The 21,135-nt window shown below is 73.2% G+C and carries 8 protein-coding genes; 2 read left to right on the top strand and 6 right to left on the bottom strand.

Features of this window, described 5'->3' with window-relative positions; translation table 11 throughout:
- Positions 1 to 133: 133 nt before the first annotated feature.
- From OG392_RS33910 to OG392_RS33895, 4 genes are all read right to left on the bottom strand, one after another.
- Positions 134 to 343: an MbtH family protein gene (locus OG392_RS33910; RefSeq protein WP_329285890.1), complete on the bottom strand. Its 210-nt coding sequence runs from the start codon at positions 341 to 343 to the stop codon at positions 134 to 136.
- Positions 340 to 14,649 (bottom strand): non-ribosomal peptide synthetase, encoded by a 14,310-nt coding sequence (locus tag OG392_RS33905; RefSeq protein ID WP_329285887.1) that lies wholly within the window; start codon positions 14,647 to 14,649, stop codon positions 340 to 342. Before OG392_RS33905 ends, OG392_RS33910 begins: the two co-directional genes overlap by 4 nt.
- A gap of 134 nt (positions 14,650 to 14,783) precedes the next feature.
- Positions 14,784 to 15,845: an iron-siderophore ABC transporter substrate-binding protein gene (locus OG392_RS33900; RefSeq protein WP_329285884.1), complete on the bottom strand. Its 1,062-nt coding sequence runs from the start codon at positions 15,843 to 15,845 to the stop codon at positions 14,784 to 14,786.
- A 107-nt stretch (positions 15,846 to 15,952) separates the two neighbouring features.
- Positions 15,953 to 17,329: a lysine N(6)-hydroxylase/L-ornithine N(5)-oxygenase family protein gene (locus OG392_RS33895; RefSeq protein ID WP_329285882.1), complete on the bottom strand. Its 1,377-nt coding sequence runs from the start codon at positions 17,327 to 17,329 to the stop codon at positions 15,953 to 15,955.
- A 240-nt stretch (positions 17,330 to 17,569) separates the two neighbouring features.
- On the opposite strand from OG392_RS33895, the gene OG392_RS33890 reads away from it, so the two are divergent.
- Together OG392_RS33890 and OG392_RS33885 are read left to right on the top strand one after the other, a co-directional pair.
- Entirely contained in the window at positions 17,570 to 18,517 is a 948-nt protein-coding gene (locus OG392_RS33890) for a methionyl-tRNA formyltransferase (protein ID WP_329285880.1), read from the top strand.
- A gap of 148 nt (positions 18,518 to 18,665) precedes the next feature.
- Complete coding sequence (locus OG392_RS33885; RefSeq protein ID WP_329285878.1) at positions 18,666 to 19,409, top strand: MarR family winged helix-turn-helix transcriptional regulator; 744 nt, start codon at positions 18,666 to 18,668, stop codon at positions 19,407 to 19,409.
- Positions 19,410 to 19,512: 103 nt separating this feature from the next.
- Here the strand turns inward: OG392_RS33885 and OG392_RS33880 are convergent, their stop codons facing one another.
- Together OG392_RS33880 and OG392_RS33875 are read right to left on the bottom strand one after the other, a co-directional pair.
- Positions 19,513 to 20,016, bottom strand: a complete 504-nt coding sequence (locus tag OG392_RS33880; protein WP_329285876.1) for a GNAT family N-acetyltransferase — start codon at positions 20,014 to 20,016, stop codon at positions 19,513 to 19,515.
- 151 nt (positions 20,017 to 20,167) lie between these two features.
- Entirely contained in the window at positions 20,168 to 20,818 is a 651-nt protein-coding gene (locus OG392_RS33875; RefSeq protein WP_329287615.1) for an ABC transporter ATP-binding protein, read from the bottom strand.
- Positions 20,819 to 21,135: the final 317 nt, after the last annotated feature.

Genomic DNA, 21,135 nt, shown 5'->3' with positions numbered 1-21,135 from the left:
AGCGTCGTACCGCCCCCTTCGCGCTGTCCGCGCCCTGGCCGGTCGCCGTCACCGGCCCCGCCACCGATCGCCGCCCGCGGGGGAGTTCCCCTCGCGGGCGGCGGTGTGGGGCGCGACCCCCGTGGCGGCCGGGTCAGTCCTGGAGGGCGATGAGGCTCGCCGGGCGCAGATCGGTCCAGTGGGTCTCCACGTAGGCCAGGCACCCCTCGCGGGTGTCCTCGCCGAAGACGGTCCGCCACCCGGCGGGGACCTCGGCGAAGGAGGGCCACAGCGAGTGCTGGTTCTCGTCGTTGACCAGAACCAGGAAACGGCCCTGCGGGTCCTCGAACGGGTTGGTGTTCATGCGTTCTCACTCCTCTTGTGTGTCACGCCGAACAGCTGGGACAGAAGCTGTTCGGAGTCGTCTGTCACGGTGCGCAGCAGGGTCTGGAGCTCCTCGGCGAGCCGGCGCGCCTTCTCGGCGCCGAGCCGCTCCGTCGCGTGGATCAGGCCGCAGTGGACGGGGCCTTCGCCCCGGGGCTCGTAGAAGCTGAGGGTCAGTTCCGCGCGGGTGGATCCGGTCGGCACGGCGACCAGGTCGCCGACGCCGCCTTCGAGTCGTTCCAGGTCGGCCTGCTCGTGGTGGATCACCATGACCTGGGGACCCTCCGGCCGCAGTCCGGCGGTACGGACGACGTCGTCGAAGGGGACGTCCTGGCGGTCGAGGGCGCTCAGCGTGGTCTCCCGTACGCGGGTCAGGAGCTCCGCGAAGGAGGGGTCGCCCGCCGTGTCGGTGCGCAGCACGACCGTGTTGAAGAAGCAGCCGACGAGGTCGGCCAGCTGGTCGTCGCCGCGCCCGGCGACCATCGTGCCGATGGGCAGGTCGGTGCCCGCGCCGTGGCTGGTGAGCAGGGCGGCGAGGGCCGCGTGCAGCACCATGAACATGCTGGTGCCGGTGGCCCGCGCGAGCCGGTCCACGTCCGCGTGCAGCCGCTCGTCGAGGGTGAACTCCACGATTCCCGCGGCCCGGCTCCCCCGCTGCGGGGACACGGAGGTGCGCGCTTCGGTCGGCAGGGCCAGCTCGCGCGGTGCGTCGGCGAGTGTCCTTCGCCAGTAGGCCAGTTGGCGTGCGCCCCGGCTGTCGGGGTCGGCCAGGTCGCCGAGGACCTCGCTCGCCCAGCGGGCGTAGTCGCCGTAACTCACCGGGAGCGGTTGCCAGTCGGGCGCCCGGCCGGCCGTCCGCGCCCCGTAGGCGGTGGTGAGGTCGCGGAAGAGCGGGACGACCGACCACTCGTCGACGGCCAGATAGTGCAGGGTGAGCAGCACCGCCTGGGCGCCGTCGGCGGCGGTGAGGAGCCGGGCCCGCAGCGGGGCCTCCCGCGTCAGGTCCGGTGCGGTGGACGCCAGTTCGGCGAGTCGGGCGTCCAGGTCAGCGCACTGCTCCAGAGCCAGGACGGGTGCCTCGACGGCTCTGCGGAGCAGGGTTCCGTCGTGGTCGGCGAAGGCGGTGCGGAGCGGTTCGTGGCGGGTGGTCACATCGGCGAGCGCCGCGGCGAGCGCGTCGGCGTCCAGGCCGCCGGGCGAGCGCAGGACGAGCGCGTGGTCGAAACCGGGGTCGCGCCGGTACGCCTGCCACTGCCACCGCTGTACGGGCGCCACGGGAGGTTCCGTGCCGTCGGGGGCCCCGGGCCCGGCCGGGCGCAGGGCGGGGCGTGCCGCGCTCGCGCCCTCCAGCTTGCCCGCGATGCCGGCGACGGTGAGGGCGTCGAAGACGTCGCGGATGCTCAGTTCGACGCCGAACTCGGCGCGGATGCGGCCCAGAAGACGCATGGAGGCCATCGAGTGGCCGCCGAGGGCGAAGAAGCTGTCGTGGACGCCGACGGCGTCCAGCTTGAGGATCTCGCAGAACAGCTCCGCGATCCGCTTCTGCGTCTCGGTCGCCGGAGCGGCGTCGCCGGTCATCGCCGCCCAGTCCGGCGCGGGCAGCGCCTTGTGGTCCAGCTTGCCGTTCGGGGTGAGCGGCAGCGGGCCGTCGAGCGGGACGACGAGGGCGGGGACCATGTACTCGGGCAGGATCGCGGCCACGTGGGCGCGGAGTTCCTGCGGGTCGAGTGCGGTGTTCGCGCCGGGCTCGGGCACGGCGTAGCCGACGAGGCGGACGATGTCTCCGTCACGGTCGGGCAGGACGGCGGCCTGGGCGACCGAGAGGTGCCCGGCGAGGGCTGCCTCGATCTCGCCCAGTTCGATGCGGAAGCCGCGGATCTTGACCTGGGTGTCGACCCGGCCGAGGAAGTCCAGGTTGCCGTCGGCGCGCCAGCGGGCCCGGTCGCCGGTGCGGTACATCCGGCTGCCGGGGGCACCGTACGGGTCGGCGACGAAGCGTTCGGCGCTGAGCGCGGCCTGCCCGAGGTAGCCCCGGGCGAGGCCGCGGCCCGCCACGTACAGCTCGCCGATCACGCCCGGCGGGACGGGCCGGAGGTGGTCGTCGAGCACGTAGCAGCGGGTGTTCGGGTCGGGGCGGCCGATGGGCACCCGGCCGGAGGCGCGGCCCCCGTGCTCACGGGCGGGCCACAGGGTGGAGTTGACGGTCGCCTCGGTGAGCCCGTACGCGCAGATCAGGTTCGCGGTGGCGCCGAAGCGTTCGAACAGGTCCGGCGGCACGGTCTCGGTGCCGACCAGGACGGTCGACCCCTCGGGCAGCCGGCAGCCGGGCGGCAGGGCCGACACCAGCGACGGCGGCAGGATCATGTGGGTGATCCGCTGCTCCTCGAGGAAGTCGGTGAGGGCGGGTCCGGCGACCCGGGCCTCGTCGGTGATGAGGACGAGCCGTCCGCCGTGGCAGAGCGCCATGGCCAGTTCGAACGCGAAGACGTCGAAGCCGATGGAGGCGAACTGGAGCACCCGGCTGCCGTGTTCCAGGCCCATCCGGTCGACCGCCGTGGCGACCAGACTGGCGATGCCCTCGTGCGGGACGACGACGCCCTTGGGGCGGCCGGTGGAGCCGGAGGTGTAGATGACGTACGCGGCCTGGTCGAGGCCGACCGGACCGCCGGCCGGCGGAGTCGCGGGCAGGGCGTCGAGCTCGGCGGTGACGTCCGGGGCGTCGAGCAGCAGCACCGGGACGCCGTCGACGTCGGGGATCTTCCCGGCGACGGGCTCGGTGCCGACCACGACGGCCGCCCCGGAGTTCTCGATCATGTAGCTGAGGCGGTCGCCGGGGTGGACGAGGTCCAGCGGCAGGAACGCGGCCCCGAGCTTCAGGGCGGCGACGACCGTGGCGATCATGTCGACGGAGCGCGGGACGGCAACACCGACGACGCTCTCGGCGCCGACCCCGCGGTCGGCGAGCAGCCGGGCGAGCCGGTCGGCGCGGGCGTCGAGCTGCGCGTACGTCACCGAGCGGGAGCGGTCGACGACGGCGACGGCGTCGGGGCGCTCGGCCACCCACCGGGCGAAGAGCCCGGGCAGGGTGCGCGCGTCGACCTCGCGGGGCAGGCCGTTGAAGCCGTGCAGGACGAGGTGGTGCTCCTCGTCGGTGAGGATGCCGGCCTCGGACAGCGGCCGGTCGGGGGCCGCGGCCAGGGTTCCCACCAACCTGCCGAGGCGGTCGGCGATGCGCTCGGCGGTCTCCTGGTCGAAGAGTTCGGTGGCGAACTCCAGACGGCAGACGAGGGAGTCGGCGACGCCGTCGGCCGAGGTGTGCTCGGTGAAGCTGAACACGAGGTCGAACTTGGCGGTGCCGATCCGGTGCGGCAGGTAACCCGCCTGGAGCCCCGGCAGCCGCAGGGCCTCGTCGGTGCGGGCGTGGTAGCCGACCATCACCTGGAACAGCGGGTTCCGGGAGAGGGAGCGGGTCGGGTTGAGCTTCTCCACGACCGACTCGAAGGGCACGTCCGCGTGGGAGAACGCGGCGAGGTCGGTCTCCCGCACCCGGCCGAGGAGTTCGGTGAACGACGGGTCTCCGCCGAGGTCGGTGCGGAGCACCAGGGTGTTGACGAAGAAGCCGACGAGCTCGTCCAGGGCCTCGTCGCCGCGGCCCGCGATGGGTGCGCCGAGCGGGATGTCGGTGCCGGCGCCGAGCCGGTGGAGCAGTGCGGCCACGGCCGCGTGGGCGACCATGAACATGCTGGCGCCGGTGTCGCGGGCGAGCCGCCGCAGGCCCTCGTGGACGGTGCGGTCGAAGGTGATGTCGAGTTCGGCGCCGGTGAAGGCGGGGCGGGCGGGCCGCGGCCGGTCGGTGGGGAGTTCCAGCTCCTCGGGGGCGCCGGCCAGGGCCGTGCGCCAGTGCTCCAGCTGCCGGGCGGCGAGGCTGTCGGGGTCGCCCGGGTCGCCCAGGAGCCGCTGCTGCCACAGGGCGTAGTCGGCGTACTGGACGGGCAGCGGATCCCAGTCGGGCGCGGTGTCCGCGAGGCGGGCGGTGTAGGCGGTGGTCAGGTCCCGCAGGAAGGGGCGGTCGGACCACTCGTCGGTGGTGATGTGGTGCAGCAGCAGGACGACGACGTGCTCGTCGGGCGCCACCTCCACGACCGTGGCACGGATCGGCAGCTCGGAGGCGAGGTCGAACGGCCGCCGCACGGCGGCGTCGACGAGGGCGGGCACCTCGTCCTCGGTGGCGCGCAGATGCCCCACAACCGGGGCGGCCGAGCCGGCGGGCAGGATCCGCTGGTACGCCTGGCCGTCGCTCTCGCGCGCGGCGAAGAGCGTCCGCAGGGCCTCGTGGCGGTCGGTCACATCGGCGAGGGCGGCGGTCCAGGCCGCGCGGTCGAAGGTGCCGCTCAGCCGCATGACCAGGGGGAAGTTGTACGCGGCGGAGGTGCACTCGATCTGCTGGATGACCCACAGGCGCTGCTGGGCGTGCGAGAGCGGCAGTTCTTCGGGGCGCTCGGCCGCGACGAGCGCCGAGCGGGCGGGGCCGCGCGAGGCGGCCGCGCGCTCGACGAGTTCGGCGACGGTCGGTGCCTCGAAGAGGTCGCGGATCGCCAGCTCGGTGTCGAGGGCGGTCCGGGCCCGGCTGACGAGGCGGGTGGCGAGGAGCGAGTGTCCTCCGAGGTCGAAGAAGTCGCTGTCGATGCCGACGCTTCCCCCGGCGAGGCCGAGGACCTCCGCGAAGAGCCCGCACAGGGTCTCCTCCTGCGGGGTGCGCGGGGCGCGGCTCGTGCCGGTGCCGGTGAGGTCGGGGGCGGGCAGTGCCTTGACGTCGAGCTTGCCGTTGACGGTCAGCGGCAGGGTGGCGACGGGGACCAGGGCGGACGGGACCATGTAGTCGGGGAGGCGGGTCCTGAGGTGGTCGCGGAGCTCCTTGACGAGGTCGTCGTCCGTGCCTCCGGCCGTGGCGTCGGAGCTTTCCTCCTCCCGTACGACGTAGCCGACGAGGCGCTTGGTGCCGGCGGTCTCGTGGACGACGACGGCGGCGTGGGCGACGTCGGGGTGGGCGGACAGGGCCGTGGAGATCTCGCCGAGTTCGATGCGGTAGCCGCGGATCTTGACCTGGTCGTCGGTGCGGCCGAGGAAGTCGATCAGTCCGTCGGGGCGCTGCCGGACCAGGTCGCCGGTGCGGTACATGCGCTCGCCGGGCTCCCCGAAGGGGTCGGCCACGAACCGCTCGGCGGTCAGCGCGGCCCGGTCGTGGTAGCCGCGGGCGAGACCGGTGCCGGCGATGTACAGCTCGCCGGGGCAGCCCGGCGGGACGGGCCGCAGCATCGTGTCGAGGACGTGGGCGCGGGTGTTGCGGATGGGCCGCCCGACGGTGGGGGTGGCGCTCTCGGTGGTGGAGCCGCCGAGGGTATTGATCGTGTACTCGGTGGGGCCGTAGAGGTTGTACCCGTAGGTGCCCTCGGTACGGCGCAGCTGCGTCCATACGGTGTCGGAGACGGCCTCGCCACCGAGCAGGACGAGCGCCGGCCGGTGCTTGCCGGTGGCCACGTCCCGGTCGAGGAGGCCCTCCTCGATGAGGAGCTGGGCGTAGGTGGGCGTCACGTTGACGACGTCGACGCGGTGCTCGTCGCAGTAGGCGACCAGCGCTTCGGCGTCGCGGCGGAGTTCTTCGTCGCAGACGTGCACCTCGTGGCCCTCGACGAGCCAAAGCAGCTCCTCCCAGGACATGTCGAAGGCGAAGGAGACGGTGTGCGCGATGCGCAGGCGTCGGCCGCCGGCGGAGGCGATGGCCGGGTCGAAGATCTCCTTCTGGTGGTTGAGCTGCATGTTCGTGAGGCCCCGGTAGGGGGTGACGACGCCCTTGGGGCGGCCGGTGGAGCCGGAGGTGTAGATGACGTACGCCGGGAACTCCAGGCGGTCGGGCACCCCGTGGGCGAACGCGGGCCGCTCGGTGTCGGTGATCCCGTCCCCGGCCAGCGCGGCGAGTTCGGCGAGGACGGCCTCGTCGTCGAGGAGCACCTCGGGGGCCACGGGGCCGTCCTCGCGTCGCAGCGTCGGGGCGACGGCGGTGGTGGACAGCAGGCAGAGCGGCCCGGTGTCCTCGGCCATCAGGCGGAGCCGGTCGGCGGGGTGGTCGAGGTCGAGCGGCAGGTACGCGGCGCCGGTCCGCAGGACGGCGAACAGCGCGGCGACCATCTCGATGGACCGGGGCAGCGCGAGCGCCACGACCTTCTCGGGCCCGGCGCCCCGGGCGAGCAGCAGCCGGGCGAGCCGGTTGACCTGCGCGTCGAGTTCGGCGTACGTGAGGGCGCGCGCGCCGAAGACCAGCGCGACCGCGTCGGGGGTACGGGCGACCTGGGCGGTGAGCATGTCGGCGACGGTCTCGTCCGGCACCGGCTCGCGACCTGACTCCCGGGCGGTGAGCAGGGCGGCGCTCTCCTCCGGGAGCAGCAGGTCCACGCCGACGGTGCGCGCGGTCGCGGCGGCGGGCCCCGCGAGGGCCTCGCCGAGACGGTCGAGGACGGTGGTGAACCGGGCGAGGATCGTGCCTGCGGCGTCCGCGTCGAAGAGGTCGGGGCGGGCGGCCAGGGTGACCTTCAGGCGGGCGCCCGGGGTGACGATCAGCGTGAGCGGGAAGTGGGTGCCGTCCACGTTCGACACGTCGGTGATGCCGTGGCGTTCGCGGAGGGCGGCGGCGCGGTCCTCGCCGTCGGCCGAGCGGAGCACGAAGAGGGTGTCGAAGAGGCGGCGGTGGCCGGTCTCCTGCTGGAGGGTGCCCAGGCCCACGTGCTCGTACGGCATGACGGCGGCGCGCTCGGACTGCATGCGGCGCAGCAGGGCGAGCAGCGGCTCGTCCGGGCCGAAGGCGACCCGGGCGGGGATCGTGTTCAGGAACATGCCGATGATGCCGGCCACCTGGGGGACGTCCGCCGGGCGTCCGGCGACGGCCGTGCCGAAGGCGACGTCGGCGCGGCCCGTCATGGCCGAGAGCACCAGGGCCCAGGCGGCGTTGAGGACGGTGTTCAGGGTGAGTCCGTGGCTGCGGGCGACGGTGCGGAGCCGGTCGCCGGACTCCTGGCTGAGCAGGGTGTCGAAGTCCACGGGGATGACCGGGCCGGTGTCGCGGCCTGACGGGGCGAGCAGCGTCGGCTCGTCGAAACCGGCGAGGGCCCCGCGCCAGGCGTCGAGGGCGACCGAGGTGTCCTGGGCATCCAGCCAGGCGAGGTGGTCGCGGTACGAGCCGGGCAGCGGGAGGCCGGTGGGGTCACCGGCCCGCTCGTACAGGGTGAACAGCTCCTCGAGGAACAGCCAGGCGGACCAGCCGTCCCAGAGGATGAGGTGGTGGGTGACGACGAGCTTGTCCCGGCCGTCGCCGAGGCGGATGAGGAGCAGTCGGCAGAGGGGCGCGGCGGAGAGGTCGAAGCGCTGCCTGCGGTCGGCGGCGAGGAGTTCCTCGGTCCGGATGCGCTGCTCGTCGGCGGGCAGTCCGGACAGGTCGGCCTCGACGAGCGGGATCTCGGTGCCGTCCACGATGAACTGGACGGGGGTGGGCAGGCCGTCGCTGGTGAATCCGGCGCGGAGGCCGGTGTTGCGGTCGAGGAGGGTGCGGCAGGCGGCGCGCAGCCGGCCGGCGTCGATCCGGCGGTCGAGGTCCAGGGTCTCCTGGGACTGGTAGACGTCGAGTGCGTCGCCCGCGTCGTAGGTGGCGTGGAAGTACATGCCCTCCTGGAGCGGGGAGAGCGGCCATACGTCCGTGACGGGCAGCCCGGCGGCGGCGTGGACGCGGGCGGTCTCCTCCGGGGAGAGTTCCGGTCCGCGGAGCGGCGCGGGGGCAGGGGGTTCCGGGGCCGGGAGCGGTGCGGCGGCGGTCAGCTGGTCGAGGAGGGCCCGCAGCGCGGGGTCGACGGCGGCGCCGGACTGCTGCTGGAGGGCGAGGACGGCCTGGAGGGCGGCGGCTGCCTGCCCGGCGTCGGAGGCGGAGACGGTCACGCCGTCGGAGTGCACGGGTACCTCGGTGGAGTCAGGGGTGAGGGGCGTCTCGGCGTCCCCGTGGGGGGTGGCGGCCGCGGCGAGGGCGGCGGGGGTGCGGTGCTCGAACACGTCGCGGGGGCTGAGGGTCAGGCCCCTCTCACGCGCCCGCGTGGCGACGGCGATGGAACTGAGGCTGTCGCCGCCGAGGACGAAGAAGTCGTCTTCGACGCCGGTTCCGGAGACCCCGAGGCCCCTGAGGACCTCGTCGAAGATCTCGCACAGGGCGCGCTCGCGGTCGTCGCGCGGTGCGCGGCCGGCGGGCCGGGGTGCGCTCTCGGGTGCGGGCAGGGCGTTCTGGTCGAGCTTGCCGCTGGGGGTCAGCGGCAGTTCGGTGAGGACGACGACGGCGCTCGGCACCATGGCGGCGGGCAGCGCCTCGGTGAGGGCGGCGTGCAGGGCCTCGGAGGCGGGAGCGGCGCCGGGGGTGGGGACGGCATATCCGACGAGGGCGCCCTCGCGGACGATCACGGCGGCGCGGGCGACGCCGGTCAGCGCGGCCAGGGCGGTCTCGATATCGCCGAGTTCGACGCGGTTGCCGCGGATCTTGACCTGTCGGTCGGTGCGGCCGAGGTACTCGACAGCTCCGTCGGCGCGGCGGCGCACCAGGTCGCCGGTGCGGTACATCCGCTCCCCCGGCGCGCCGAAGGGGTCGGCGACGAACCGTTCGGCGGTGAGGCCGGGGCGGTCGTGGTAGCCGCGGGCCAGCTGGACGCCGGCGAGGTGCAGCTCGCCGGGGACCCCGTCGGGCACCGGGCGGAGGAACGGGTCCAGGACGTGGAGCCTGGTGTTCCAGACGGGGCGGCCGATCGGCACGGCGGGCTCGGTGCCGCCCTCGTAGGGGAAGAAGGTGACGTCGACGGCCGCCTCGGTGGGGCCGTACAGGTTGTGCAGCGGTACGGGCGTGCGTCCGGAGCGTGCGGTCAGCTCCCACCAGCGCCGTGCGTCGGCCCCGGTGAGCGCCTCGCCGCTGCAGAAGACCCGGCGCAGGCTCGCCGCCCAGTCGGGGGCGTCCCGGGTCGCCTCCATGGACCGGACGAACGCGGCCAGCATCGACGGTACGAAGTGGGTGGTGGTGACGGCCCGTTCGGCGATGAGCCGGGCCAGGTACTCCGGGTCGCGGTGGCCGTCCGGGCGGGCGAGGACGACGGTGGCGCCCTCGGTGATCGCCCAGAAGAACTCCCAGACCGACACGTCGAAGCTGGACGGGGTCTTCTGCAGGACCCGGTCGTCGGCGGTGAGACCGTACGCGCCCTGCATCCAGGCGAGCCGGTTCACGATGGCGCGGTGGGTGACGGCGACGCCCTTGGGGCGGCCGGTGGAGCCGGAGGTGTAGATGAGGTAGGCGGGGTGGTCGGGGCCGGCGGAGCGTACGGGGGTGTCGGCGGGGCTCTCGGCGGGCTCCCCGGCCCCGACGACGATCCGTTCGAGCGCGGCCTCGGCGGGGATGCGTCCGGCGGCCTCGGCGGTCGTCACGACCAGGCGCGCGCCCGAGTCGGCGAGCATGAACGCGACCCGGTCGGCCGGGTAGTCGAGGTCGACGGGCAGGTAGGCGGCGCCGGCCTTGTGGACGCCGAGCAGGGCGACCATCAGCTCGGCCGAGCGCGGGACGGCGACGGCCACGTACTGCTCGGGGCCCGCGCCGCGCGCCCGGAGGCGCCGGGCCAGGGCCTCGGCCCGCCGGTCGAGTTCGGCATAGCTGAGGGTGGTGTCCTCGTAGGCGACGGCGGGGGCGTCCGGGGTACGGGCGGCCTGGTCGGCGAAGAGCGAGGTGAGCGTCGCCTCGGCGACGGGGCGGGTGGTGGCGTTGAGCTCGGTGAGGTGCGCGCGCTCGCGGCCGGACAGCAGGTCGGTGCGCGCGACGAGACGGTCGGGCTCGGCGACCACGGTCCGCAGGAGGGCGGTGAACCGGTTGGCGAGGACGGCCACGGCCACCTGGTCGAGCCGCGCGGCATGGTGCTTGAACCGCAGGAGCAGTCCGTCGTCGGCGGGCTCGACCACGAGCGCGAGCGGGTAGTGCACGGCGTCGAAGACCTCGGCGCCGGTGACGAGCTGTTCTCCGGCGTCCTGTCGCGCTGCGCCGCCGGGGTGGTTCTCGAACACCACGAGGGTGTCGAAGAGTTCGCCGCCGCCCGCGATCCGCTGGATGTCGGCGAGCCCGAGGTGCTGGTGGTCGAGGAGGGCCGCGTGCTCGTCCTGGACGCGGCGGAGGAGTTCGGTCAGCGTCTCCTCGGGGCGCAGGGTGACCCGGGCGGGGACGGTGTTGATGAACAGGCCGACGGCGGAGTCCAGGCCCGCGACCTCGGTGGTGCGCCCGGAGACGGTGGTGCCGAAGACGATGTCACGGCCGCCGGTGAGGGCGCCGAGCAGCAGCCCCCACACGCCGTGGAAGACGCTGCCCAGGGTCAGTCCGCGGGTCCTGGCGTACGTGGTGAGCGCTTGGGTGAGGTCGTGGGGCAGGCGCGTGTCGACGTGCTCGGGTCGGGCGGGCTCCTCGGCCTCGCCTCCCGGGGCGGTGAGCGCGGGGAGCCGCGTCGGTTCGTCGAGGCCGGCGAGCGCATGCCGCCACGCCTCGCGCGCGGTGTCGCGGTCGCGGCCGGCGAGCCAGGAGAGGTACGGCTCCGGGGCCGCGGGCTCCGGCAGCGTGGCGCCCCGGTAGGCATCGGTCAGTTCGCGCAGCAGGACGGCGACCGACCAGCCGTCGGCGACGATGTGGTGGAGGGTCAGGAGGAGCCGGTGGTGACGGCCGTCCTTGATGAGCGTGGCGCGCAGGAGCGGCGGCCGGTCGAGGGCGAACCGTTCGGCGCGGTCGGCGCGGAGGATGTCGTCCAGGGCGGTGTCGGCGGTGTCGGCCTCGCGCCACGGGAGGGTGACGTGGTCGGCGAGCCGCTGGACGACCTCGCCGCCGGGCAGCTGCCGGAACGAGGCGCGCAGCAGCGGGTGCCGGTCGAGGAGCAGCTGGAGCGCGCGGCGGAGCCGGTCGGGGGCGACGGGCCCGGCGAGGTCGAGGACTTCCTGGACGAAGTAGAGGTCCGCGGCCTGGTGGTCGTACTCCGCGTGGAAGAAGAAACCTTCCTGGAGCGGGGAGACCGGCAGCGCGTCCGGGTCGAGCGCCACCCGCGGCCGGACCGGTGTGGTACCGGTCTCGGCGGCGGTGCGGGCGAGGGCGGCTACGGTCCGGCCGCGGAACACGTCACGCGGGGTGATCGCGAGCCCGGCCTCGCGGGCGCGGTTGACCAGCTGGATGGCGACGATGCTGTCGCCGCCGAGTTCGAAGAAGCTGTCGTGGACGCCGACCGCCGGGAGGCCCAGGACGTCGGCGAACAGTGCGGCGAGCGCGGCCTCGGCGGGAGTGCCCGGGGTGTCGGTACCGGTGAGGGAGGTCCAGCGGGGCTCGGGCAGCGCCTTGGCATCGAGCTTGCCGTTCGGGGTCAGCGGCAGCGGGCCGTCGAGGACGACGACCGCCGAGGGCACCATGTGGTCGGGCAGCGTGTCGGTCACGCGCGCGCGTGCGGCGGTCACGGCCGGCTCGCCGCCCTCGTCCGTCCCTTCGGGTACCAGGTACGCGACCAGCCGCTTCGCTCCCCGGTGGTCCTCGCGGGCCAGCACGGCGGCCTGGGCGATGCCCTCGCAGGCCATGAAGGCGCTCTCGATCTCGCCCGGCTCCACGCGGTGGCCGCGGATCTTGATCTGGCCGTCGGCACGGCCGAGGAACTCCAGGTTGCCGTCGGCGCCCCAGCGGACCCGGTCGCCCGTGCGGTACATGCGGGTGCCGGGAGGCCCGTACGGATCGGCGACGAACCGCTCCGAGGTCAGCGCGTGGCGGCCCAGGTATCCGCGTGCGAGGCCGCGTCCGGAGACGTACAGCTCGCCCTCCGCGCCGACGGGGACGGGCCGGAGCGCGGTGTCGAGGACGTACGCGCGCGTGTTGGGGTCCGGTCGGCCGATGGGCGCGGGGCCCGGGCGGTCGGGGTCGGCGAGCCAGAGCGTGGAGTTGACGGTGGCCTCGGTGAGTCCGTACGCGACGACGACCCGGAGCCGGCCGCCCCAGCGGGCGATCAGCTCGCTGGGAACGGCCTCGGTGCCGACGATCAGCACGGCGCCCTGAGGGAGTTCGCACTCCTGCGGCAGCGCGGAGACGAGCGAGGGCGGCAGGATCATGTGGGTGGCCCGGTGCCGGGCGATGTACTCGGTGAGCGCGGGGCCCGCGACGCGGCGCTCGGCGGGGACGACGATGATCCGTCCGCCGACGCACAGCGACATGATCAGGTCCCAGACCGTCACGTCGAAGCCGACGGAGGCGAACTGGACGACCCGGCTCCCGGCGGTGACGCCGATCCGGTCGGTGGCGGTGGCGATGAGGCTGCCGACGCCGTCGTGCGAGACGACGACGCCCTTGGGGCGGCCCGTCGAGCCGGAGGTGTAGATGACGTACGCAGCCTGGTCGAGGGCGATCTCCGGTGCCGGGCCGGGGTCGCTCGCGGCGGCGAGGGCGGCCTCGGTGGCCGGGTCGTCGAGCAACAGACGGGTGATCCCCGCCGTGCCGGGGAGGTCGCCCGCGAGGTCGCGCACGGTGACGACGGTGCGGGCGCCGGCGTCGGACAGCATGTAGGCGATGCGGTCCTGCGGATGGTCCGCGTCCAGCGGCAGATAGGCGGCGCCGGCCTTCATCACGGCGAGCAGAGCCACCACGAGTTCCGGCGAGCGGGGCAGGGCCACGCCGACCACGTCCTCGGCGCCGACGCCCCGGGAGCGGAGGTGGCGGGAGAGGCGGTCGGCGGCGTCGTTCAGTGCGGCGTACGTCAGTTCCCGGTCCTCGCAGACGAGCGCGACGGCCTCGGGGCTGCGGCGGACCTGACGCTCGAACGCGGCGGGCCAGGAGAGTTCCGGGACCTCACGGGGCGCGACGCCGAACTCGTCGAGGATACCGGCTCGTTCGGCGGCGGAGGTGAGTTCGATGCGGCCGACGGGGCGGTCCAGGTCGTCGGCGAAGGCGTCGAGGAGGGCGAGGAAGCGGCGCTCGTGATCGGCGAGGGTCGCCTCGTCGCAGACGTCGGCGTCCACGTCGAGGTGGACGGTGCAGCCGTGGCCGTCGGTGCCCTCGGCGAAGCCGAACGCCAGGTCGCTGACCGGGCCGAGCCACTCCGGACGGAGTTCGGCGGGGTGGTCGTCGAAGCGGAGGTCCCGGGAGCGGGGCAGGATGTTGACGGTCGGGCCGACGAGTTCCGGTACGCCGTCGACGAGGCCCAGTTCCCTGGCCAGGTCCTCGGCCCGGTAGCGCCCGTGGGCGACGGCGTCGGCGACGGTCTCCCGGACCTGGGCGACGAGGGCGGCGCCGGTCGTGCCGGGGTGGACGACGAGGCGCAGCGGGACGATGTTGGACACCATGCCGGGGACGGTCGCGGAGACCTCGTCCTCGCGGGCGGCGACCGGCAGGCCGAGGACGAGGTCCTGTTCGCCGCCGGCGCGGTGCAGATGGGCGGCGACGGCGGCGAGCAGGATCCGGGACGGCCGTACGCCCGCTGTCCGGGCGGCGGCCTCCAGCCGCTCGACGGTGGCGGGCGACAGCTCCGCGGTCCGCCGCAGCCGGCGGGTCATGGGGGTGGCGGCCCGGTCGACGAGCCGTACGGGCTCGGTCCGGCCGGCCATCCGCTCCAGCCACCAAGCGCGGTCGGCCGCGTGCCGGTCGGAGGCGCGGTACGCGCGGTCGGCTGCGACGAGCCGGGAGAGCGACCAGTCAGGTGCCGCGGGCGCCTGGTCCCCGGCGGTGTAGAGCTCGCCGGCCCGCCGGGTGACGAGCGCGACGCCCATCCCGTCCAGCACGATGTGGTGGTAGCGCTGGCACCACAGGACGCGGTCTTCGGCGAGCCGCAGCAGGGCGTGGCCGAAGAGCGGATCGAGGGCGAGGTTGACGGGCCGGTCGCGGTCGGCGGCCATCCAGGCGGAGGCCGCCTCGTCGGGGTCGGCGGCGTCGCGGAGGTCCACGACGCCGACGTCGACGGGGAGGGCGAGGGAGCGGGGCGTCTGGCGCGGGCCGTCGTCCCCGGGGGTGACCCGTACGTGCAGGCACTCGGCCTCTTCGACGGCCTGGCGGACGGCGGCGGTGAGCCGGTCGAGGTCGAGGGCGCCGCGGAGGTGCAGCGCGAAGACGATGTTGTAGGCGGAGCTGTCCGGTTCGATCTGCTGGGCCAGCCAGATGCCGGATTGCCCGCCGGTGACGGGGAGGCCGGAGGGGGTGTTCCGGTCCGACGACTCGACGTCAAACATCGTACGAAGTGGCCTTTCCCTGGGGGTGCGTGGCAGGCGGACGGCGGGCGGAAACCGCCGACGGCGTGGCGAGAGGTTCCGCCACGCCGTCGGTCGGGTGAGCTGGTGCTCGGTGGCGCGTCAGCCGGTGGTCGTCACTTGACGGCCGCGAGGAGCGGCTCGATCTCGTCGATGGCGTACGGGATCGACAGGACGGTGTTGAAGGAGAACGCGGCGCCGATGTCCGGGTTCTGGTACGGCACGAACAGGTCGCGCTTCTCCTGGTTGACCTTGAGCTTCTTGTAGAGCGGCTCGGCCTTGATCCGGTCGTTGGCCTCGGTGCTGGAGGTGACCCAGACGAGCCGGTCGACGTCGAGGACGTTGAGCTTCTCCGCGCTGAGGTCGGCGACGTTGAAGCCCGGCTTGGACAGCGTGTCGATCTCGGGCTTGAGCTTGAAGCCCAGCTCCTGGAAGAAGATCGACTTCGGGTCGGTCCTCGTGAAGGCCGAGTACTTGCCGGCCTCGAAGCTGTCGGCGACGGCGAGCGTCCTGGTGGCCCACTCGGGGTGCTTCTCGCGGGTGGCCTTGAAGCGGGCGTCGATGTCCGAGATCAGCTTGGCGGCCTCGGCGTCCTTGCCCAGCGACTTGCCGATCTGCTGGGTCATCAGCTGCCAGGGGGCGCCGTAGTCCGGGTGGTCCTTGGGCTGGGCGACGACCTTGGTGAACTTGGAGAGCGTGTCGTACTGCTCCTTCTTCATCCCCGAGTACTGGGCGATCACGAGGTCGGGCTTGAGCGCCGCGATCTTCTCGATGTTGTACTCGTCGCGCTCACCGACGATCTCCGGTTGGGTCGATCCCCACTTGTCCTTGGTCCAGGGCCACTTGCCGTACGGCTTCTCCTTGAACCAGTCGATCGCGCCGGCCGGCTTCACACCGAGCGCGAGGACGGCGTCCTGGTCGGAGAGACCCAGGGTGACGATCGTCCTCGGCTCCTCGTCGATGGTCGTGGAGCCGTACTTGTGCTCGACCGTGACGGGGAACGCGGCGGGCTTGGCTCCCCCGTCGGTGGGGGCCGACGTGGCGGAGGGGGACGGCGAGCCGGACTTCTCGGTCCCTCCGCCGCAGGCGGCGAGGGCGAGGGCCGCCACCGCGAGGACAGCCACTCGGGGGGCGGACCTGGCGAACCGGGCCAGAGCGGGACGTGCACCAGCGGACACGGACGTTCCTTTCGGGGATTCACAGTGCTGCCACGCCCGCCGGGGCACGGGGTGCCGTTGCGGCGGGGGTGGTGATCGGCGCGTGGGGGGGGTGGAGCGGGGGGACGCTAGCGCGCGGTGCCCACGCCGTCGACCACGGACCTGACGACCTCGTCGGCGGAAGAGGGGGCGGGGACGGAGGCCGGAGCGGGGGTGCGGTCGAGGACCGAGTCGAGGATCTCGCCGACCCTGATCGCGGTGTTGGAGAGCAGCGAGGACGTGATGCCGTGGGTGTGCTCGGTCCCGCCCTGGAGGTAGATGCCGCACCGCAGTTCGGGGTCGGTGGCCAGGCGGTAGTCCCGCTCGACGCGGACGCGTCCCTGGTCGTCGCGGTGGCAGCGGTCGCCGACCGGGCCGAGGAGACCGAGGGGCTCGGCGGGGGTGTACCCGGTGGCGTAGACGACGATGTCGGCTTCGAGCACGGACTCCTCGCCGGTGACGAGGGAGGTGACGAAGGCGCGGACCTTGTCCGGGCCGTCCTCGACGCCGGTCAGCCGGGAGATGTTGATGAAGCGCAGCCGCTCGGTGCCGAGGACCTTCTCCTGGTACGCCTGCCGGTACAGGTCGTCGATGAGATCGATGTCCACCACGGAGTAGTTGGTGTTCCCGTGATAGTCCATCAGCTTGCGCTTGATGGCGTCGGGAGCCGTGAAGTACTCGTCGACGGCGTCGGGGTCGAAGATCCGGTTGGCGAAGGCGCTGTCGTCGGCGGGGCTGTAGCCGTACCGCGAGAAGACGGCGCAGATCTCGGCCTCGGGGAAGCGGCGGTGCAGATAGGCCACGTTCTCGGCGGCGCTCTGTCCGGCCCCGACGACGACGATCCGCTCGGGGGTCGTGCCCTCCAGGCTCTCGACCTTGCGGAGCAGGTCGGAGTTGTGCCAGACACGGTCGCTGCGCTCGACGCCCTCCGGCATCTTCGCGCGAAGTCCCGTACCCAGAACGAGGTTTCGGGCCCGGTGGACGACCACTTCGTCGCCCGCACGGGCGGTCACGTCGAGGTACTCGACGACGCCGTCGCGCTCGACCGGCTCCACGGAGACGATCTCGTGGCCGTAGGAGACCATGTCGTCGACCTTGGACGCGGCCCACTCGAAGTAGTCGTGGAACTCGACCCGCAGCGGGAAGAGGTTCTTGTGGTTGACGAAGTCGATCAGCCGGCCCTTGCTCTGCAGGTAGCAGAGGAAGCTGTACTCGCTGGTCGGATTGCGCAGCGTCACCAGGTCCTTGAGGAAGGACACCTGCATGGTCGCGTCGTCGATCAGCATGCCGCGGTGCCAGCCGAACTGCGGCTGACGCTCGAAGAAGTGGGCGGTGACCGCTTCCTGCCTTCCGACGCGTGCGTTGTGCTCGCTGAGCGCTATCGCCATGGCCACATTGGACGGCCCGAAGCCGATTCCGATGAGGTCGTGGACCAGAGGTGCGTCACCAGGAGAACCCTGCGACATGTCACTCCCATCGTGCGGGAAAGAAGCTGGGGAAACGGGGCGTCGAGCACACCGGTGTCACCGGCAGCCCCGCAGAACTTAGGTAAAGCTAACCTGATTAAGCGTGACTGTCGACGGGATGAAACGGACATGGAGCGAAGGTCATCGGCTAACGACCGTATAAATCAAGCCAGTTGCGTCGTTAGGTAAGCCTTGCTTTACTTGCTGACGGTCAATCGCTCTTCTGAGGAGGAACCCCATATGCGGGTCGTCATGTTCGGCTATCAGACCTGGGGCCACCGCACCCTCCAAGCGCTCCTGGACTCCGAACACGACGTGGTGCTCGTCGTGACGCACCCCAAGAGCGAGCACGCCTACGAGAAGATCTGGAGCGACTCGGTCGCCGACCTGGCGGAGGAGCACGGCGTGCCGGTCGTGATCCGCAACAGGCCTGACGACGACGAGCTGTTCGCGCGCCTCAAGGAGGCGGAGCCGGACATCATCGTCGCCAACAACTGGCGTACGTGGATCCCGCCGCACATCTACGACCTGCCCCGCCACGGCACGCTGAACATCCACGACTCGCTGCTGCCCACGTACGCCGGCTTCTCGCCGCTCATCTGGGCCCTCATCAACGGCGAGCCCGAAGTCGGTGTCACCGCCCACATGATGGACGAGGTGCTCGACGCAGGCGACATCGTCCAGCAGCACGCGGTCCCCGTCGGCCCGACGGACACGACGACCGACCTCTTCCACAAGACGGTCGACCTCATCGCCCCCGTCACGATCGGCGCGCTCGACCAGATCGCCTCCGGACAGGCCACGTTCACGAAGCAGGACCGCTCCCGGGCCAGCTTCTTCCACAAGCGGGCCGAGGAGGACATCCGGATCGACTGGAACTGGCCCGCCGACGCCCTGGAGCGACTCGTCCGCGCCCAGTCCGCGCCCTACCCGAGCGCCTTCACCTTCCACCGGGGCAAGCGGCTCGAGGTCCTCGCCGCGGTCGTCTCCGAGGGACGGTACGGCGGCACTCCGGGCCGCATCTTCTACCGTGAGGGCGAGGGTGTCGTCATCGTCGCCGGCGCCGACGCCCGCACGGGCCGCAACCACGGCCTGGCCATCACCCGGGTCCGGACGGAGGACGGCCGCGAGCTGCCCGCGACCGAGTACTTCACCGCCATGGGCGGCTACCTCGTCGCCCGTCCCTGACGGCCATGGGCTCCGAGAACGTCGACGGGGGTCGCCGGTCACGCCCGGGCAGGAGAACGGCCCCCGTGTCGGATCCGGGTAGGTTGACCCAACCTATCGGTGAGGCCCGGCGGTCGGCATCCGACCGCTCGGACAGTGAGGCGCAGCGATGGAACAGCCGATCGTCAACGGTGTGGCGTGCGAGGCCTCGGGGGCCGCGTTCGCCGTCATCGGCATATCGAACATGCCGACCGACTGGGCGAAGGTCTTCGGCTCCCTCGCCAACGCCGACCTGACGCTCGGCGGGGCCGAGGGCCGCGCCGGTGGCGAGCAGGCCCTGCTGCGCGCCGTCGCCGAGGCGGCCGCCACCGGAGCGGCGGGCGGCGACACCCCCGCCGACGTCTCCCCGCCCTCCCTGAGCATGACCCCTCCCAGCGTCCTCGACCTGAACGCGTACCTCATGTACGCGCTCGGCAAGGTGGCGCGCCGGAGACTCACGGAACGGCTGGAGGCCCGGGGGCTGCGGTTGTGGCATCTCACCGTGATGGCCCTCCTCGCGGACCTCGGCCCGCAGATGAAAACGGCCCTCGCCTCGCGGCTCGACATGAACGCCAGCGACCTGGTGAAGATCGTCAACGACCTCGCCCGCATCGGGCAGGTGCACTGCGTCCGCGACCGGACGGACCGGCGCCGTGTCGTCGTCCAGCTCACCCCGGAGGGCCGGACGTACCTCGCCGGCCTCAGCGCGGAGATCGCCTCCGCCGACGACGAGATCCTGGCCCCGCTCGACGCGGCGGAACGCGAACAGCTCGCCTCCCTGCTGCGCCGCGTGCACGGCCACCTCGAACGGCCCAGGGCCGGCGCGGCCCGCGGGCGCGGAGGCGTGCCGCCGGCTCCGGGCACCGGTTCCTGACGACCCGCCGGATCCACACGACGCCTCGCGAGGAGACCACCTGGACCGCGGCGGTCTCCGCCCCCGCCGGTACGGACCGCGTCCGTACCGGCCTCACCCACGTTCAGCCGAGAGCCCGCACCAGGACCCGGGAGCCCCGCGCCGGGTCGAGGCGGGCGCGCCACTCCGGGGGCGCCTCCGCCTCACCGCCCACGGTGAATCCATGGCGCAGGAAGAGCAGTCCGCTGCCCTTGGTCGCGGTGAACACCCGGGAGACGCCCTGGGCCGCGGCCTCGGCGAGCACGGCTCGCAGCAGCGCGGAGCCGATGCCGCACCTCTGACTCCCGGCCGCCACACAGAAGTTGTAGAGCACGGCCGCCGCCCGGCCGCGCGCGTCGGGCCGACGGCGCCAAGCGACGCAGCCCGCCAGGTCCCCGTGCGCCGCCTCGGCGACGAGGAAGTCCGCCACGTCACGGGCGTATCGGCTCGCGGGGCGGTCGCGCAGCGCGCCCTGACGCACGAAGGGCGCGGACAGCCGGTGCACGGCGCCGGCGTCGGACAGGTAGGCGGCACGGACGACCGCGACGGGCTCCGACCGGAAGCCCGGGCGGGGCGTGGCTGCGGTCAACGGCGTCTCACTCTCATGGGGTTGAACGCGGCGGACCCGCCGGGGAGCACCGCCGCTCGACTCCCCCAGCTTAGAGATTTAGGTAAGGCTTGCCTAATCAAAGCCTGCCCGTCGTGGCATCCACCCCGCCCGCACTGCCGGACGGGATCGCTCAGGCCATGGGGGTGCCGGCGGGAGCGGCGATCCGCAGCGAGTCCACCAGGTCGCTGTAGAGGGTGTCCGAGACGAGCAGTTCCTCGTGCCGGCCCTGAGCCCGGATCCGGCCCGCCTCCATGACGACGATGGTGTCCGCGTCGACCACGGTCGACAGGCGGTGCGCGATCGTCACGACCGCACCGGTGTCCGCGCGGGCGCGGACGCACTCCTGCACGGCCGCCTCGGTGAGCCCGTCGAGCTGGGCGGTGGCCTCGTCCAGGAGCAGCACGTCGGGGGTGGCGAGCAGGGCGCGCGCCAGGGCGATGCGCTGCCGCTCCCCGCCCGACACGTTCGCGGTGGCGAGGGGGGTGTCCAGTCCCTCATCCAGGGCGTCGACCGCCTCCGTGAGCCGTACGTCGTGCAGAACGCGCCGCAGTTCCTCCGTTGTGGCGTCGGGCCGGGCGAGCAGCAGGTTGTCGCGGAGGGTACCCGGGACGACGGGGGTGTCCTGCTCGACGTAGGCGAGGCGGGCCCGGATGTCGCCGTGGGCGTGGTCGCGGTACGGCCGTCCGTCGAGGAGCAGTTCGCCGCCGGTCGGCTCCAGGAACCGCAGCACCAGGGAGAGCAGGGTGGTCTTGCCCGCTCCCGAGGGGCCGACGACCGCGATGTGGCCGCGCCGGGGGATGACGAGGTCGATGTCCCGTACGGCCGCCTCGGTGTCCGGGCCGTAGGCCGCGGTGACGTTCCGCAGCTCCAGGACGGGCCCGTCGCCGCGGGGCTCCCGGGGGTGCTGGAGGTCCTGGAGTTCGGGGAGCCTCCGCAGCTCCTGGCATACCCGGGCGGCGTTCCCCGCGGACGACGAGGCCTCCTCGGACGGGAGGGCGTCGGCCTGCCGGATGCGTTCGGCGGCGGCGATGCCGGACTGGCCAGGCGGTGGTCCAGGCGAGCGCCTCGCGGCGGACGGCCCGTACCCCGTGTTCGGCC

Origin of the sequence: Streptomyces sp. NBC_00691, from assembly GCF_036226665.1 — a bacterium.
Classification (GTDB): Bacteria; Actinomycetota; Actinomycetes; order Streptomycetales; family Streptomycetaceae; genus Streptomyces.
This window is presented reverse-complemented; position numbering and strand designations above follow the sequence as displayed.

Excerpts from the sequence above, each read along its gene's own strand:
- OG392_RS33910 (WP_329285890.1), bottom strand. The coding sequence starts at position 343 with ATGAACACCAACCCGTTCGAGGACCCGCAGGGCCGTTTCCTGGTTCTG.
- OG392_RS33905 (WP_329285887.1), bottom strand. The coding sequence starts at position 14,649 with ATGTTTGACGTCGAGTCGTCGGACCGGAACACCCCCTCCGGCCTCCCC.
- OG392_RS33895 (WP_329285882.1), bottom strand. The coding sequence starts at position 17,329 with ATGTCGCAGGGTTCTCCTGGTGACGCACCTCTGGTCCACGACCTCATC.
- OG392_RS33890 (WP_329285880.1), top strand. The coding sequence starts at position 17,570 with ATGCGGGTCGTCATGTTCGGCTATCAGACCTGGGGCCACCGCACCCTC.
- OG392_RS33885 (WP_329285878.1), top strand. The coding sequence starts at position 18,666 with ATGGAACAGCCGATCGTCAACGGTGTGGCGTGCGAGGCCTCGGGGGCC.